We start from the raw sequence: 16,102 nt of genomic DNA on the forward strand, positions 1-16,102 counted from the left end.
AGAGAATAAATTACACTTTAGCTACAGCTTTACTGCTGCCTTTGCCTTTACCATCTTCTTCCGCAGTGCTGCGTGAAGCAAACTTTGCGTCCAGGTAGTCGCCTTTAGTCAAGTCGGCTACAAGTGGAGAAGCGATAAAGATCGAAGAGTAGGTACCAAAAAGTACCCCCAACATCATGGCGAATGCAAAACCTTTGATGCTGTTGCCACCAAAGAAAAATAGAATCAATACCGTGATGAATACCGTCATCGAGGTGACAATGGTCCGGCTCAAGGTACTGTTGATCGCTGCGTTGATCAGGTCTTCTTTCTTCATGGTTGGGAACTTGTGGATGTATTCCCTGATCCGGTCAAATACAATTACCGTATCGTTAATGGAGTAACCCAACAAGGTCAGGATCGCTGCGATGAAAGCCTGGTCGATTTCCATGTTGAAGGGCAGAATGCCGTGGAACAAGGCAAATGCACCCAAGGCAATCGTAGCATCGTGGAGCAAGGCAATGATACCCCCCCAGCTGTACTTCGCCTTGCTGAAACGCAAGAAGATGTATAAGAAGATGCCAATCAAACCAAACAGACCAGCTTTCCAGGAACTGCGCTGAATGTCGTCGGCAATGGTAGGTCCTACTTTGCTGGCACTGGTGACGTGGGTACCAGAACCATCCAATGCTTTGAAGTTTTCCACTTCCACATTGCCCCCGGCAACTTTACTTACTCCGGTAAACAATTTTTCAGTGACCTGATCCTGTGCATCTTCAGCCGGGCTATCGATCATATAGCTGGTTACCACGTTCAGGGTGTTTTCGGAGTCTACCGCTTTTACCACTGGCGTGCTACCAAACTCCGTCGCCAACGATTGACGCAGGGCTTCTGCATCAACGGCTTTTTCAAACTGTACGTTAAAGGAAAAACCACCTTTAAAATCTACCCCCAGGTCAAAGCCCCGCACCAGGATCGCAATGATGCTGATGGCGACAAATGCACCCGAAATGGCGTAGGAAATCTTGCGGATACCCATCCAGTTCACATTTTGGTTGAGCAGGGTATGGGAAGACCAAGGATAGCTAAAGCTCATGCTCTTGCCTCTTGTATCCGTCCAGTACTCAATCATCATGCGGCTCACCAGGATGCCTGTGAAGAGGGTGGTTGCAATACCCAGCATCAGTACGATGGCGAAACCTTTGATGGGACCTAAACCGAAGGTCGCCAAGGCAATACCTACAATAAAGGTGGTTAAGTTACCATCGATGATCGCTCTGGCGGCGTGTTTAAACCCTTCCTGAATGGCATCTTTTAATCCCAAACCGTTGCGCAATTCTTCCCGAATCCGTTCGTAGATGATTACGTTGGCGTCTACGGCCATACCGATGGTCAATACGATACCGGCAATACCAGGCAGCGTCAGAACGGTTCCCAAGGATGCCATCGCACCAAGCAGCAGGAAGATGTTGATGATCAGGGCCAAAATAGCCACTACACCACCACCTGCATAATACGCCATCATAAAGGCCAGAATCGCCAGGAAAGTAATCACCAAAGAGCCGAAACCCTTGCTAATGTTCTCTTCACCCAAGGATGGGCCAATGACGGATTCCTGAATGATGCGTGTGTTCGCAGGCAATTTACCTACTTCCAGCAGGTTGGCCAAGTCTTTGGCTTCTTCCAGGTTGAAGCTACCCGAAATCTGGGAGCTACCACCCGTAATTGGCTCATTTACACCAGGGCAGGAGATGACCTCATCGTCCAGGGTAATGGCAATTTCGCGGTTGCTGGCTTGTGCTGCCTTGGTGGTCATGGCTGCCCAGGTTTTGGCACCTTCACCATCCATGCGCAGGGACACCACCATTTTGCCGGTATTCTGGTCAGAATCTGCGTAAGCTTGTACCACATTGTCACCACTCAAAGGAGCTTCCTGACGGTTGCCCTCTTTTTTGATGGCGTACAACTCGTATACGTTGGTTGGTTTCTTCGTGGTAGGATCGGTGATTGGATCTTTCGACCAGGCAAAAGTCAGGTCGCGAGGGAACTGCGCCATTGCTTCTGGCTTTGCCAACATCGTATCGATCAATGCCTTTTTGTTCTTTTCAGCATACCCCATCAAGGCTGGTGCCTGACCCTGGGTGTTGATTTGCAACAGTTCCAGCAGTGGATTGTCGGCAGGCACCTGTGTGATGCTGTCGAACTTCCAATTGGCTTTGGCCAATGGGTTACCCAAAGAGTCAACTTTTATCAAACCAATGGTGTCTGCGCGGGTTTTACCCGTACCCATCGTTTTAGCCAATGCCTCATTTGCGCCAATAAATCCTTCGATGATTTGTTTGCTGGCCGAAGCATTTGGGTTGATCGGGTCGCTCAGGCGGTAGATGTTCCAGAACTCCAAACGAGCAGCACCTTGCAAGAAGGCTCGCGCACGCTGAGGGTTGTCGATACCTGGCAATTCTACCAGGATCAAGGCCCGGGCGTTGTCCAGAGATACGTTTAGTCCGGTCACGCCCAATTTGTCGATCCGTTCTTTCAACAAGCGGAAAGTCAATTCAGCGGTTTGATCCGCTTTTTCCTTCAGCACACTGATGACCTTTTGGTTGGGGTCACCAGACTTGATCTCCTCTTTCAAGGCGTCGGTGCGAGAAAACAAATTTGCCAGCGGCTTGTCACCACTGGTTTCTGCGTACGCTCTAGCGAAGAGCGTTACGTAATTGTCTTGCGTTTGGCGTTGATCCAAAGAGGCTTTTTTCAAAGCGCGCTCGAATTCTTGGTTATTCGCGTTAGAGGCAAGTTTACGGATGAAATCTTCCAAGTCAACTTGTAAGACCACACTCATACCCCCTTTCAGGTCCAAACCCATCGCCAACTGTTGACCCTTCAAATCCTGATAGGTGTACTTTTTCAGTCCTTTGAGATCAAAGACTACTTCTGTAGACATGGAATCCAAATACGCAGCGCGTGCAGTTTTGTACGCGGCGTTTTTGCCTTTCACTGCTTTCGCCTTGGCTTTGAGGGCATAGGCTTCGGCGTTCTTCTCTACAGTCGTCGTAGGAATCGTCAGCAGAAACTGAAATAGTGTGACAATCGTCATCAGTATCAGGAAAAACCTTACCAGTCCTTTTCCTTGCATAACTTCTTGTTTACTTTGCTAGTATAAGATTTTTCTAAAAAAAACTGGGCAAATATAAGCTGTTTTATAAAAAAACAGTGCCTCAAAAGCAGAAAACGCAAATAAAATTTCAGGATTTAACCAAAAACCGGGCATTGCCGTTTTCTTTCTATATTTGGAGCAGAAAATTTTCTACCACCAATCAAACCAAAACACCATGGGACTCTTTTCATTTTTGAAAAATGCTGGCGCTAAATTGTTCAATCGCAAAAAAGCAGAGGTAACCAAGCCAGAAGAAGCCGAAGCAGTACACGAAACCAATGTCGAAGCACTGCGTAGTGCAGTTGCTGACTTGGGCATTGAGGTAAAAGACTTCTTTGTAGACCTGCAAGAAGATACCGTGATCGTGTTTGGCGAAGTCAATTCCCAAGCAGACAAAGAAAAAATCGTCCTGACTTTGGGCAATGTGGAAGGGATTGAGCAGGTAGATGACCGCATGACGGTGATCGAACCCGAACCCGAGGCAACCTTTTATGAGGTAAAAAAAGGGGACTCACTCTCCAAAATTGCCAAGGCCCACTACGGTGATGCATTGAAATACCCAGTGATCTTTGAAGCGAACAAACCGATGTTGAAAGATCCAAACCTGATTTATCCGGGACAGGTGCTGCGGATTCCGCAGTTGTAAAACCGGGAGTCTCAAGATTAAAAACAGGACTTGGAAAGGGCTCGTACCAAACTCTTGGTACGAGCTCTTTCCATTGTTCAAATTTTAAGCCCATTTTAATGCGTATTAGCCAAACGATCTTCAAATTTGAACCCTCATGAACTGAAGACAACTAGTATAATGGAGAAAACACCCATTCTTTTAGTGGAAGACGAACCCAAAATTGCCAGCTCTATTCAACAATGGTTGTCAGAGCATGAATTTGGGGTGGAGGTAGCACCGGATGGTGCGGTGGGGCGCCATTTGGCTTTGACCAACGACTATGCGCTGGTACTGCTCGATTTAAATCTCCCCTTTGTAGATGGTGTTGAAGTTTGCCAGGCGATTCGGGCAAACAAGCCCGATTTACCCGTCATCATGGTCACTGCCTTGGGAAGTATGGACGAAAAACTCAACGGTTTCGCCGCAGGTGCCAATGACTACCTGGTCAAACCCTTTGATTTTCGGGAATTATTGGCCCGCATGCGTGTGTTGTTAAAAAACCACCCTCCCCTAAATCCCATTACACCTTCCAACCTGCTTCAGGTTGCTGATTTGGAACTCAACCTGGACACTAAGAACGTATACCGGGCGGGGGATTTGATTCCACTTACACCAAAAGAGTTTGGCTTATTGGAATTTTTGATCAAAAATGAAGGTCGGGTTGTTTCTAAATATGACATCATGGAACAGGTTTGGGATCTCCATTTTGATTCGGGTACCAATGTGGTAGAGGTTTACATTAATTTTTTGCGCAAAAAAATTGATCGCCACTACGAACCCAAACTAATCCATACCAAACCCGGCATGGGATATTACCTGTCTGCCAACTGAATTACCGCTGCATGAACATCCGCCTCAAGCTTAGTCTTCAGTTTGTACTCCTTTCGGCGGGAATTTTGCTTTTGTTTTCCCTGATTATATATTCTCTTTCTGAGTACCATCGTCAACAAGAGTTCTATTTCCGCCTGGGTACCCGTGCGCTGACCACCGCACGTTTGTTGATTACGGTAGAGGAAATTGATCGGAACTTGTTGGAGATCATTGAAAAAAATTCGGCTCGCTCACTTTTTAATGAAACCATAGAAATATACGATTATGAAGACAATTTGATTTATGCCCGGAATCGCAAAGTAGATTCTGTGGCTATTTTTCCAAAGTACATGATTGCCGATACCCGCCAATACACCGATTACAAGAGCCATTTTGGAGCAAACGAATGTGTAGGTTTACATTACCGAGACCTCAAATTTGGCAATTTTGTGATTTTAGTCACAGCTGAAGACCGCTATGGTTGGGCCCAAATCAAAGATTTGCGCAGGGTGCTTTGGCAGGGCTTTAGCATTGGGCTGCTGATCATTTTGCTGGCGGGTTTGTTTTTTTCCCGCCGAGTGTTGGCTCCAATCACCAAGATGAATGCAGAAATCAGCTCCATTACAGCGGGTAACCTCAATCGTCGAGTGCCCATCGAAAACCCCCGGGACGAATTGGGTTTGTTGGCTAGCAATTTCAATCAGATGTTGACCCGCCTGGAAGCAGCCTTCGACGTACAACGCCAGTTTGTGTCCAGCGCCTCCCACGAGTTACGTACCCCACTGATGGCTTTGACCAGCCAAATCCAAATGGTGTTGAGTAAGGCCCGCAGCCCCGAGGAATACCAACTGATTTTACATTCCTTGAATGAAGATACCCAAAAACTGATTGCATTGTCCAATGGCCTATTGGTGCTGGCGCAATCCAGTTTGGAAAAACAAAAGCAGTTGTTTCGCCCGGTCAGGGTGGATGAAATGGTGCTCAATGCTCAGAATGACTTGGTCAAGGCCCACCCCAATTACCGCTTTAGCATTGAATATGATCATTTGCCGGAGGAAGAGGCTTCACTCAATGTCAATGGCAACGAGACCCTTTTGCGCACCGCCTTCATCAATTTGATGGAAAATGGCTGCAAATTCTCCCAAAACCACAATGTAAGAATCCAGATTTCATTCACCAGCAAAGAAGTCCACATCGCTTTTGCTGACGATGGCATTGGTATACCCCTTGCTGAACATGAGTATATTTTTCGGCCTTTTTATCGGGCATCCAATGCCCAAAACCAAACCCAGGGCAATGGCATTGGTTTGGCACTAAGCCGCCGCATCATCGAACTGCACGATGGCAGTCTGCAAGTGCAGTCCAGCCCGGGAGAAGGGAGTGTATTCGAGGTTCGTTTGCCAGTCTAATCTTGCAAAACTTTGATTTTAAAGGGATTTTAAGTTTATTTTAAGGTATCTTAAAACGAACTCAGGTAATTTTGTCTTACCAATTTTTTCTACATTCGGTTCTTTTTTTGTTAATCCAATCTCATTTTTGACCAGTACAGGTCTCCAATGGGTTCCGTCATGGCAAGAGGCGCAGTAGTTCAACTGTGCCTCTTTTTTTAAAATAACGCTGTTTGCAACAAATACACCCCAATTCCCGCAAAATAACTCAACAGCGCAATCCAGCTGATTTTTTGTACATACCAGCCGAAAGTGATTTTTTCCAAACCCATCGCTGCTACACCCGCCGCCGAGCCAATAATGAGCATACTCCCGCCTGTGCCCGCACAGAAGGCCAACATTTCCCAAAAACGACTATCTGCTGGAATATCCGCCAATGAGTACATGCCCATGGCCGCAGCCACTAAGGGTACATTGTCGACAATAGCCGAAAGTATCCCAGTGATGATGACCACCACATCCATATTGCCCACGCTGGTATCGAGCCAACGTGCCAAACTGGGCAGGGTCCCTTGCGTTTCGAGTGCCGAAACGGCCAATAAAATGCCAAAAAAGAACAGGATGGAAGGCATGTCCATCCGCTGTAAAGCATGCAGGACAGATAAGGATTGTTTGTGCTCATGGGGCTTTTCGCGGTGGATGATTTCGGTGGTGAGCCAAAGAATGCCCAATGCCAACATCATACCCATGTAAGGAGGAAGATGGGTAATCATTTTGTAAACCGGCACCATGAGCAATAAGCTGACCCCTAAAGTGAGCACCAGTTTTTTCTCTCCTGGATGGATTTCTTTTTCTGGATTACCCTCGTTCTTTGTTATCTCCTTGAGGCTTCCTTTGAGCTTCCAACTGATCAAAAACAGCGGAACAATCAATGCCGCAATCGAAGGCAAAATCAACTTGATGACGATATTGCCTGCAGATAGTTGCCCGCCAATCCATAACATGGTGGTTGTGACATCCCCAATCGGCGACCAGGCTCCGCCCGCATTGGCCGAAATGATGGTGGCCGCGATGTAGTACAAGCGATCTTTGGGGCTGGAAATGAGTTTTTTGAGCAACACCACAATGACGATGGTGGTGGTCAAATTGTCGAGAATGGCCGACAAGAAAAAAGTAAGGATGCCAATCACCCACAATAAGCGTCGTTTGTCGCGGGTGCGGATTTGTTGGGTGATGACTTCAAAACCCTGGTGTGCATCGATGAGCTCCACAATGGTCATGGCCCCAATCAGGAAAAAAAGGATTCCCGCAATGTCGGAAAGATGATGCCCCAGGTGTTCAGTAATGTGGTGGGTTTCAACCCCGGAAAGACTGTATAAGGTCCAGCACAATACCCCTGTAATAATGGCCGTGGCCGCTTTGTCAATGTGCACATTGTGCTCTAAAGTAATCAACAGATAGCCTACAACAAAAACTAGAATAGTCAGTAGCTCCATGTTTGGGATTTTAGAGCTTACACAAGCTCTCATAAATAAAAAAAGAGGGTAGCGCGAGCATGGGCTACCCTAAGATGGCTGTAAACTTAAGTCGTGGACATTTAAAAACGAAAAAAAAACCTGGTATTATTCTTCCTCTTGGTTTTGTTTGGTGGTTAGGATTTTGTAGAAGAAGAACCCGCAGGCTCCAGCTACGATGACTTGGGTAGTAAGCATCATGATCAGTGCACTTGTATTCATGTGGTTATGGTTTAAAATAAAAGGGAGTCATCGACGATGACCCCTTTTGTACAATCAATGTGGTAAATAACTATTGCCTTTATCTTAAAATCAGCCTGATTGGCTGAGTAATCGACCTAAACTGAAAACTGGACGGATTGCAATGTTACGCTCAAAGCAGGAATTTCCCCTTAAAAGCAGATTAAAAAGCCCTTAAAATTCCTGTAAACATGTAGTTATAAATTGACCACATTTTGAGGTTTTCCCCGCAAGAAGGAGGCTACATTGGTGCCTGTAATGTTGAGCAAACGTTGGCGCGCTTCCCGACTAGCCCAGGCTTGGTGTGGGGTGATGATGCAATTGGGTAAGGCAAAGAGGGGATGATCGGGGCGTGGGGGCTCACCATCCAACACATCGAGCCCGGCACCAGCTAATTTACCTTCTTGCAACGCATGCAACAAATCGGCTTCGTTGATCAATTCTCCCCGACCGGTATTGATCAAAAAAGCGCTGGGTTTCATCCTTTCAAGCAATTTGGCATTGACGATTTGATGGGTTTTGTCATTAAGTGGCACCGTCAGGCTGACCACATCACTGGAGGAAAAAAGGTCTTCGATGCGTACAAAAGTCACCCCTACCAAGGCATCGCGCTCAGGGTGGCGGTGGGTAGCGATTACCCGCATGCCCATTGCCATCGCGATGGAGGCTACTTTTTGACCAATGCGGCCAAAACCCAAAATTCCCATGGTTTTGCCATTGAGTTCGATCAAGGGTTTTTTCCAGTACGCAAAATCGGGCTGATTGCTCCAGTCGCCATTCAACACACTTTGGTGGTGCAGGGCTACATTGTTGCTCAGTTCAAGCAGCAAGGCAAATACATGTTGAGCTACCGAAAAAGTGCCGTAGCCCACAGCGTTGGATACACAAATGCTGCGCTCGCGGGTAGCCTGTAGGTCGATGTTGTTGTACCCAGTGGCACTTACACAAATGCATTGTAATTCAGGCAATTGTTCAATGTGCTCGCGCGTGATCGGCACTTTGTTGACCACCAGAATCTGGGCAGCTTTGGATCGAAGCACCACTTCATCGCTGCTGGAGCGATCGTATACCGTTACACTCCCTAGGTTTTGTAAGGTTTGCCAACTTAAATCCCCCGGGTTGAGGGTATGTCCATCCAATACCACAATGTTGGGTTGCTCAATCATCTTGTATTTCTGATTTAGGTCAAGTAAAAAAAGGGATTTTTACTGAAAAAGACGTAATTTAAAGTTCAGATTTATTCTGCATGATGAAATTTAGTAAAAGTTGAGGGAGGTTGAGAAGGTTTAGGGAGGTTTAGGCTACCGCAAGCGACTTGGACAAGGTCGCGTCAAAGCCGCTCGCGGTAGCCTAAACCTTCTCAACCTTCCTTAACCTCCCTCAACTCTCCAAAAACCGTCCCATGAAACAAGCCATAAATGATTGGAAATTTGTGGTACTGGCCTGTCTTACCCTGGGTTTGGCACCCTTTACCCCTCAACCCCATATCATCAGCAAGCTGATCTGGCTGCGCGATGGGGCCAAAGGTCAATATTGGCTGGATTGGGTCGATCTGACGATGCATGCTTTGCCCTGGTTGTTGCTGGTTCGCTGGGGGCTTTTGTTTTTTTTTCGTCACTTTCAAAAAGAAAAACCCTCGGACATGTAACTTTTACCTTTGATAACGTTAACTCCATTGTACCAATCGCTATAAGCTCAAAACATAAACATCGATGTTTGTTAAAGTATTTTTTCCAGCCAAGCGTGGAACACCGCGACTTCCATTCGCTCAATCATTGTTCTCTACTACACTGCTGTTTTTGTTCAGTGTACAGGTTCTTTTCGCTCAATTTTCCATTACCGCATCTGAGGTAGAAACCTGGACGACGCCTGTGCCGGTGTCTTCTGATTACAACCTTAATTCCGCCTACGTTTACCTCCTCAATCCGACGGCCCTTCAGGCTATTTTTGAGGGAGAAGGCCTGAACAAAGGGGAGAAAAAAGACGTGGGACTCAAAAAAGGGGACTACCCGCAGTACATGTACCTGGCGGTGAACATCAAAGACCCCGTCAACGAAGCGAACACTTTGACCATCCCCCTGATGATTCACGATGTGCGCAATCCCGCCATTTCTCAACGTTTGGTGGAATACGGTGGTCGTTTTTTGGAAAATATTCCCGACGACAACCTGAAAAATGACATCGTAGCCAAGGTCAAGTTTGAAGCCTTCAAAGGCAATAATTCCAATGAATTTTGGAAAAAAACCGCCGAAATTTCCCTCAACCTGGGCCGTACCGCTACCAGCATTCTGAAAAACCCCATCACGGGAACTTTTTCAGCCCTTACGGATCAAATCATTCCGCAGGTGGACAAAGGCATCAAGTCGATGGGCAACCTGGAAGATCCGCAAAAAATCGTTAGCGAGTTTTACATCAAGTTGCTGAACAAGGAACTGAGTGGTTTGTACGAAGAAAAGGTCATTTCGGCCATTTTGTACCGCATCCACTGGGATGTAGAAAAACCGGTGCGTTCCAAGTTCTTCAATAACGCCAAACCCAGCCGGGTCGACGACCTCAAGAAGATGGTCAATACCTCAACTGCGCCATTCCTGTTGGTGGTGAGTACCAAAGCGGAATACAACACCGACCACTCCCAAATGGCCTACAACCAGCAATACATCGAGAAGAAAGCCAAAGACTTCCGCAAAATCCAAAACTCGGAAAAACGTGAAGTGGAAAAATCCTTTCTGGAAATCATGAAGTTGGCCGTCGAACTCAACAAACAAATGGATGGTTTCCAGAACAGCCTCAATACCAAATACCCCGATTGGTTGGCTTATTCCAAAGTGATTGAATTGTACTTCCACGTCAATGAATTGCGCAAGGAAGAATTGGGTAAACTGGTAAAACAAGAGCCGATCATTCGGGAGAAATATACCCGCTTGTACAGCAACGTGAACAATGACGTCGACCTGTGGTTTGGCACCGAGCTGATGCAAAAAGCGCGGACGGTAGCCACTTACCTGCTCAACAATCCTGGCCCTTACAATTATACCAATCGCTCTCCGCGCCACATTTACGATGACATCGAAATGCTGGAATATTATCGCGATCGGGTGAAACAGATCGAAACCCAGGGCAAGCTGCCGAAAGAAATCCAGGCTCTGGAAACCTATGACCTGACTTTGCGCAAGCTCAAGGAGATGGAAACGGCCTTGTTTGAAGCAGATTTTTCGCCCGATCCCCGCCTCGATATGGAATCCAAAAAGAGCTGGTTGCTGACCCGTGCCAGCCAGGTGTATCCGACTTGCCAGATTTGTGGCCAAAGGGTAGGGGAGAAGATCACCGCCATCGAAAACGCTACTTACGAGCAAAACATCCGCCAATACAAGGACATTTCAGCGGGCTACTACAGTAAACTTGAGTGTTTTGAAAACATCATGAACGGCCTCAATGCCTACATCAAAGCCAATAAGGATTCTACTACCATTTCGCCAATGATGTTCGCTTCGATCAAACAAGATCGGGAAGACTTCACCCGCACGGTGAATACCTATAACGAAATTGCAGGTAAAGACCATACCACCTTAAGTTCAAAAGATCTGGCGGCCTTGATTCAGCGCTTCCAAATCAACCGCGAAAAGATGCTCATCATCATTCAACGTTTGAAAGGTTTGTCCCTGGCCAATGGGGGGACGAGTTGTTTGATGGATGAAATAAAACCGTAAAGAGTGAAAAGTGAAGAGTGAAAAGTGAAAAGCTGGTACAGCAGTTGTTTTTCAACTGTTTGGATTGATTTTTCTGAGCTTAAAGTTTGGAATTAAAGTGAAAGCGGATTCTCTTCACTCTTCACTCTTCACTCTTCACTTTTCACTCTTCACTCTTCACTCTTCACTTTTCACTCTTCACTCTTCACTCTTCACTCTTCACTCTTCACTCTTCACTCTTCACTCTTCACTCTTCACTTTTCACTTAGCTTCGCTAAAACCTTCTCCGGCGTAAACGGCATATGCCGCAAAGCTTTGCCCGTAAGCGCCAAAAACGCATTCGCTACCGCTGGCCCAATAAAGGGCAATCCTGCTTCACCCAAACCTGAAGGCGCCTCCTGCGAGTCGATGAACTTCACCTCCAAGGTTTCAGGCACATCCTCCATGCGCAAGATTGGATAATCGTGGAAATTCGACTGCTGCGCCTCCCCATTTTTGATCGTGATGCTTTCGTAAAATATGCTGCTCAAACCCATCAGAAGAGAGCCTTCCGTTTGCGCCTTGGCATTGTCTGGCTGTACAATCACCCCGCCATCCACCGCCGCCCAGATGTGGTGCACCTTAATTTTTCCTGTGCTGCGATCAAGTGAGATTTCACAAATCCCCGCGCCGGGACTACCACTGCGCTCCGCAAAAGTAATCCCCATTGCCCGACCTGCGGGTAGTTTTTTGCCCCAGCCTGCCATTTCGGCTACGGTTTCGAGCACTTTTAAAGCACGCGGATGGTTGCGCATCAGGTGGCGGCGGTACTGGTAAGGGTCTTTTTTCTGATCGTGGGCAATTTCATCAATAAAGGCTTCGATGGCGTATTTGTTGGGGCCATGCCCTACGGCACGCCAGTGCTTGGTGCGCATGCCATGATCTACAGCGCGCAATTCAATCGATAAATCAGGTAGGGTATAAAAAGGCATTTCGGCACCGCTGGCCAAGAGGTTGTCCCCCGTGCCTGAAATGATGTATTTCCAGGCGCTGATGTTTCCAGCTTGGTCTACACCAGCCTCCAGGTATTGCAGGCAAATGGGGCGGTATTGGCCGTATTGCAGGTCATCTTCACGCGTCCAGAGTAGTTTGACGGGTTTGCGCACGGCTTTGGCCAATGCAGCAGCTTCCTCAACGTAATCCGTACTGGAACGCCGCCCAAAACCTCCACCCAGGTAATGCGGGTAAAGAGTGACTTTGGACTCGTCGAGCCCCAATACCCTTGCTGCTGCGGCTTTAGCGCTATCCGGGGCTTGGGAGCCACACCAGACCTCGGCACTGCTGCCATCTGGTGAAAGCGCAACTAAGGCATTCAGCGGCTCCATTTGCGCGTGGTAGAGGTAGTCGTTTTTGTAAGTAGCGCTGTATACCTTGCTGGCATCTTTGAGCGCATTGTTGAGGTCACCCTTGGTTTCCAGGCTGCGACCCTTGCGGTTCTCATCCATGACCAAAGCGGTATATTCAGCATAGGCTTGCTCACTGTTGTGGCTGGCGGCTTTTGCACCCGTACTCCACTGGATTTTGAGTTGCGCTTTGACTTTTAGTGCTTTTTCAAGGGTGTCGGCGACTACACCTATGCCGTGCCCCAGGGTAACCAGGTCAATCACCCCACTGATTTTGCGGATTTCGGCTGCGTTGAGCAAGGTTGGTTTGGAACCATTCACAGGTGATCGGCTGATTGCGCCATAAACCATGCCCGGAATGCGCACATCGATGGCGTATTTGGCGCTGCCGTTTACCTTGGCGGGCATGTCGCAGCGTTCAATGTCGGGATTGCCGATCAGGCGGAAATTTTTGGGATCTTTTAATTGGGCTGCGGGGATTTGGGGCATTTTTTCAGGCATGGTGGCAAAACTGGCCACTTCGCCATAGCTGATCTTGCGATTGCTGGCGCGGTGAATGACCATGCTGGGTTCGGTGCTCAGTTCAGCCAGCGGCACATTCCATTTTTTAGCCACATTGTCCATCAACACAAAGCGCGCTTGCGCTCCGGCTTGCCGCAAACTCTCGTAGTAACCCGAAACCGCTCGGCTGCCCACCGTCATCATGCGCCCGCCCCAGGCACCAGGGCCGTACACTTTGGGCTCAATGGGCGAGTATTCGATCTGTACTTTCGACCAATCGGCGTCCAGTTCTTCGGCAAAAATGGCCGGCAAGGCAGTCATGGAACCTTGCCCCATCTCCGCAGCAGGGTTGTAAATGGTGATGCGGCCATCGGGACGGATGTGTACCCAGGCGCTGATGGCTGGGCCTTTGTCTTCGCTGGTCAATGCTGTTTCGGAACCATCGGTTGCCCATTTGGGCAAAATGGCCGAAGCGGTTACAGCAAAGGTAATGCCTCCGGCAGCACGAAGAAACTTGCGCCGGGAGAGGGCAGGGGAGGAGGGTGTGTTGCTCTTGCTCATGGTCAAATTTCTTTTGCAGCCAGTTCAATGGCTTTGAGGATGCGCATATAGGTTCCACAACGGCACAATACACCGTTCATGTGGCTGATGATTTCTTCCCGACTAGGTTTTTTCTTTTCGTTCAGCAGGGCAGCGGCTTGCATGATTTGGCCGGATTGGCAATAGCCGCATTGCGCGACCTGTTCTTCGAGCCAGGCTTTTTGCAGGGGGTGATCTGCATTGGCGGAAAGCCCTTCAATGGTGGTTATGCTGCGTTTTTCGACCGCAGAAATGGGCATCACACAGGCGCGAATGGGCTGCCCGTCGAGGTGTACAGTGCAGGCGCCGCAATAGGATTTACCACAACTGTATTTGGTGCCCGTGAGCCCCAGGTGTTCGCGCAATACCCAAAGCAGGGCGGTATCGGGCTCGGCATTCAGCGTCTTTTTTTCACCATTGATGGTGAGCGTGTAGGTGGCCATGATATTAGGTTTGTGGGCTAAGATAAGGCTTTTTAGGGGTTTAAGAAAGGATTGAGGGTGAGGGATTTGTAAGGGATTGGGCAAATGGGGGGAAAGATTGGGGGAAATGGTTGAAAAGTGATATTTTGAGTCAGTGTGTGACAATTTGCTCCTCCTCCAACTTTGCATATCTCAATATGTAAAAGCGCTAGGTCTTTTTGTTTCTGAAAAATCAAAGCATGGGGATTAAACTATCGTACCCCGCTAGCACAAGTCTTCCAACTGCGGCCAAAAAAACATCGCGCTACCGCTGGTACAAGTCTGGAGACGTTGAACCTGGGTTGCGCATTAAAGGCTAATGAATAAGAGTTGATCTAGCGGGTTCTGACAATCAGCCAATAAGAATACCATTGCCTATTGCTGAAACTTTTCAGTTATTGGCGAAAAAGCCGAAAGAAGAAAAACACTAGCTAAATCTTGTTGCGACTTATGGCTTGAAATAGGGAGATTTTGATAAAATCAAGCTAAAACCTAAGAAGAAATTAGTTGCATGTGATTTGGAGTTCCTTAGGTCAGTTTAACAAAGTTGTTCTATAATCGTTTCAATGCGGCAGATCAGATTTTAGATGACAGACTTTGTTAAACTGACTTACGTAGTTAACAATTTATAAATCTTAAGTATGAACACATGGAGATTAATCTCTAAAGACCCAAACAAAGAACCAAATACTTTTGTCAAAATTGTTTTGATTTTTGGTTTCTTTGTCTTAATTGGAGGTATTATTTTTGACCCAGTTTTATCCATATTTGGAAATCAAACAACAGGCGTAGTTGATAGATTCTGGTTTAAGACGGCTTTTATTAAATATACTTACAAGGGGAAAGAATGTGAATGTAAAGTGGATGCCATGTCTGTTGATTCAGTGGGAGAAATAATTTCAATTCGCTTTTTCCCCTTTGCGACGGACTGGTGCGTCGAAGAATTCAAAGGAATTAAACCTGTGGATAAAATAAGGCTAAAAAAAAGGTACTAAGCGCAGGACAAAAAAGGAGTACTCGCTAGCAGTTTCAGCATCACCAATAGCTACACTTATGAGCATGCGGGGCACCGCACCAATTTCCTGACCACCGCTGGCGATGCTACGTCCCGTGGCTTCAATGGCAATTTGCCTACTGTAGACAACTCCATGACCTACGACCGCAATGGCAACCTGAACAAAAACTTGCACAAAAATGTCAGCACGATAACGTACAATCACTTAAATTTACCCACGAAACCCTAAATTTGATAAAAAACTAGACCGCATGGAGCATCCATTTTCTCATATTGTTTCTGATCCAGAAATTCTCAGTGGCAAGCCTTGTATTATCGGCACGCGCATCAGCGTGGAACTCATTATGGAATGGCTAGGTACAGGAGGCACCGTGGAGGTCATCGCCGCGAAACACCCTTTGCTTAATGCTGATTTGGTAATGGAGGCTATTCGTTATGCGGCACGTTTTGCCAAAAACGAAATCATTATTGAAGTACAGACGGCGGCATAATCAGCATCAAAGACTTGAAATATCTAACAGATGAAAACATCGATGTTGAATTAATCCTGTCCTTTCTTTGCCTTTTTTGATTGTTGGCGAAAATCATGGCGAAAAGGTAAAATTAAGAATACGTACATTTGAGTAATAGGTGCAATTACCTTAAAATAGATCAGGTTACTCTCGTCGTGGCCAATTTTGACTATTATCCCCAAGCCCACCCCTACAATTCATACTCATTTCC

13 protein-coding genes are annotated in these 16,102 nt (G+C 47.1%); 7 read left to right on the forward strand and 6 right to left on the reverse strand.

Features of this window, described 5'->3' with window-relative positions; all coding sequences use genetic code 11:
- Positions 1 to 10: 10 nt before the first annotated feature.
- On the reverse strand, positions 11 to 3,115 hold the full coding sequence (secDF, locus tag ACEW9O_RS25335; protein WP_373553018.1) for a protein translocase subunit SecDF: 3,105 nt from the start codon (positions 3,113 to 3,115) through the stop codon (positions 11 to 13).
- A gap of 196 nt (positions 3,116 to 3,311) precedes the next feature.
- On the opposite strand from secDF, the gene lysM reads away from it, so the two are divergent.
- From lysM to ACEW9O_RS25350, 3 genes are all read left to right on the forward strand, one after another.
- Complete coding sequence (gene lysM / locus ACEW9O_RS25340; protein WP_373553019.1) at positions 3,312 to 3,782, forward strand: peptidoglycan-binding protein LysM; 471 nt, start codon at positions 3,312 to 3,314, stop codon at positions 3,780 to 3,782.
- A gap of 159 nt (positions 3,783 to 3,941) precedes the next feature.
- On the forward strand, positions 3,942 to 4,634 hold the full coding sequence (locus ACEW9O_RS25345; RefSeq protein ID WP_373553020.1) for a response regulator: 693 nt from the start codon (positions 3,942 to 3,944) through the stop codon (positions 4,632 to 4,634).
- 11 nt (positions 4,635 to 4,645) lie between these two features.
- A complete protein-coding gene (locus ACEW9O_RS25350; protein ID WP_373553021.1) occupies positions 4,646 to 6,022 on the forward strand; it encodes a sensor histidine kinase in 1,377 nt (458 codons plus the stop codon).
- Positions 6,023 to 6,219: 197 nt separating this feature from the next.
- Here ACEW9O_RS25350 and nhaD read toward each other — a convergent pair whose 3' ends face one another.
- Together nhaD and ACEW9O_RS25360 are read right to left on the reverse strand one after the other, a co-directional pair.
- A complete protein-coding gene (gene nhaD / locus ACEW9O_RS25355) occupies positions 6,220 to 7,497 on the reverse strand; it encodes a sodium:proton antiporter NhaD (RefSeq protein WP_373553022.1) in 1,278 nt (425 codons plus the stop codon).
- Positions 7,498 to 7,952: 455 nt separating this feature from the next.
- The gene (locus ACEW9O_RS25360; protein ID WP_373553023.1) at positions 7,953 to 8,921 is read right to left on the reverse strand and encodes a D-2-hydroxyacid dehydrogenase; all 969 of its coding nucleotides are present in this window, start codon (positions 8,919 to 8,921) and stop codon (positions 7,953 to 7,955) included.
- A 236-nt stretch (positions 8,922 to 9,157) separates the two neighbouring features.
- Here ACEW9O_RS25360 and ACEW9O_RS25365 point away from each other — a divergent pair, with 236 nt between their 5' ends.
- Together ACEW9O_RS25365 and ACEW9O_RS25370 are read left to right on the forward strand one after the other, a co-directional pair.
- A complete protein-coding gene (locus tag ACEW9O_RS25365) occupies positions 9,158 to 9,403 on the forward strand; it encodes a hypothetical protein (protein ID WP_373553024.1) in 246 nt (81 codons plus the stop codon).
- 64 nt (positions 9,404 to 9,467) lie between these two features.
- The gene (locus ACEW9O_RS25370) at positions 9,468 to 11,462 is read left to right on the forward strand and encodes a hypothetical protein (protein WP_373553025.1); all 1,995 of its coding nucleotides are present in this window, start codon (positions 9,468 to 9,470) and stop codon (positions 11,460 to 11,462) included.
- 233 nt (positions 11,463 to 11,695) lie between these two features.
- Here the strand turns inward: ACEW9O_RS25370 and ACEW9O_RS25375 are convergent, their stop codons facing one another.
- Both ACEW9O_RS25375 and ACEW9O_RS25380 read right to left on the reverse strand, forming a co-directional pair.
- Positions 11,696 to 13,885: a molybdopterin cofactor-binding domain-containing protein gene (locus ACEW9O_RS25375; protein ID WP_373553026.1), complete on the reverse strand. Its 2,190-nt coding sequence runs from the start codon at positions 13,883 to 13,885 to the stop codon at positions 11,696 to 11,698.
- A gap of 2 nt (positions 13,886 to 13,887) precedes the next feature.
- Positions 13,888 to 14,346 (reverse strand): (2Fe-2S)-binding protein, encoded by a 459-nt coding sequence (locus tag ACEW9O_RS25380; RefSeq protein ID WP_373553027.1) that lies wholly within the window; start codon positions 14,344 to 14,346, stop codon positions 13,888 to 13,890.
- A 659-nt stretch (positions 14,347 to 15,005) separates the two neighbouring features.
- Here ACEW9O_RS25380 and ACEW9O_RS25385 point away from each other — a divergent pair.
- Positions 15,006 to 15,359 carry a hypothetical protein gene (locus ACEW9O_RS25385; protein WP_373553028.1) on the forward strand — a complete coding sequence of 118 codons (354 nt, stop codon included), beginning with the start codon at positions 15,006 to 15,008 and terminating at the stop codon, positions 15,357 to 15,359.
- On the opposite strand, the gene ACEW9O_RS25390 is transcribed toward ACEW9O_RS25385, so the two are convergent.
- On the reverse strand, positions 15,342 to 15,584 hold the full coding sequence (locus ACEW9O_RS25390; RefSeq protein ID WP_373553029.1) for a hypothetical protein: 243 nt from the start codon (positions 15,582 to 15,584) through the stop codon (positions 15,342 to 15,344). The two genes, ACEW9O_RS25385 and ACEW9O_RS25390, sit on opposite strands and share 18 nt — an antisense overlap.
- A 46-nt stretch (positions 15,585 to 15,630) precedes the next feature.
- Between ACEW9O_RS25390 and ACEW9O_RS25395 the strand changes: the two genes are divergently transcribed.
- Entirely contained in the window at positions 15,631 to 15,870 is a 240-nt protein-coding gene (locus ACEW9O_RS25395) for a DUF433 domain-containing protein (protein WP_373553030.1), read from the forward strand.
- The last annotated feature ends 232 nt before the right edge of the window (positions 15,871 to 16,102 follow it).

The organism is Haliscomenobacter sp., from assembly GCF_041740695.1.
Classification (GTDB): Bacteria; Bacteroidota; Bacteroidia; order Chitinophagales; family Saprospiraceae; genus Haliscomenobacter.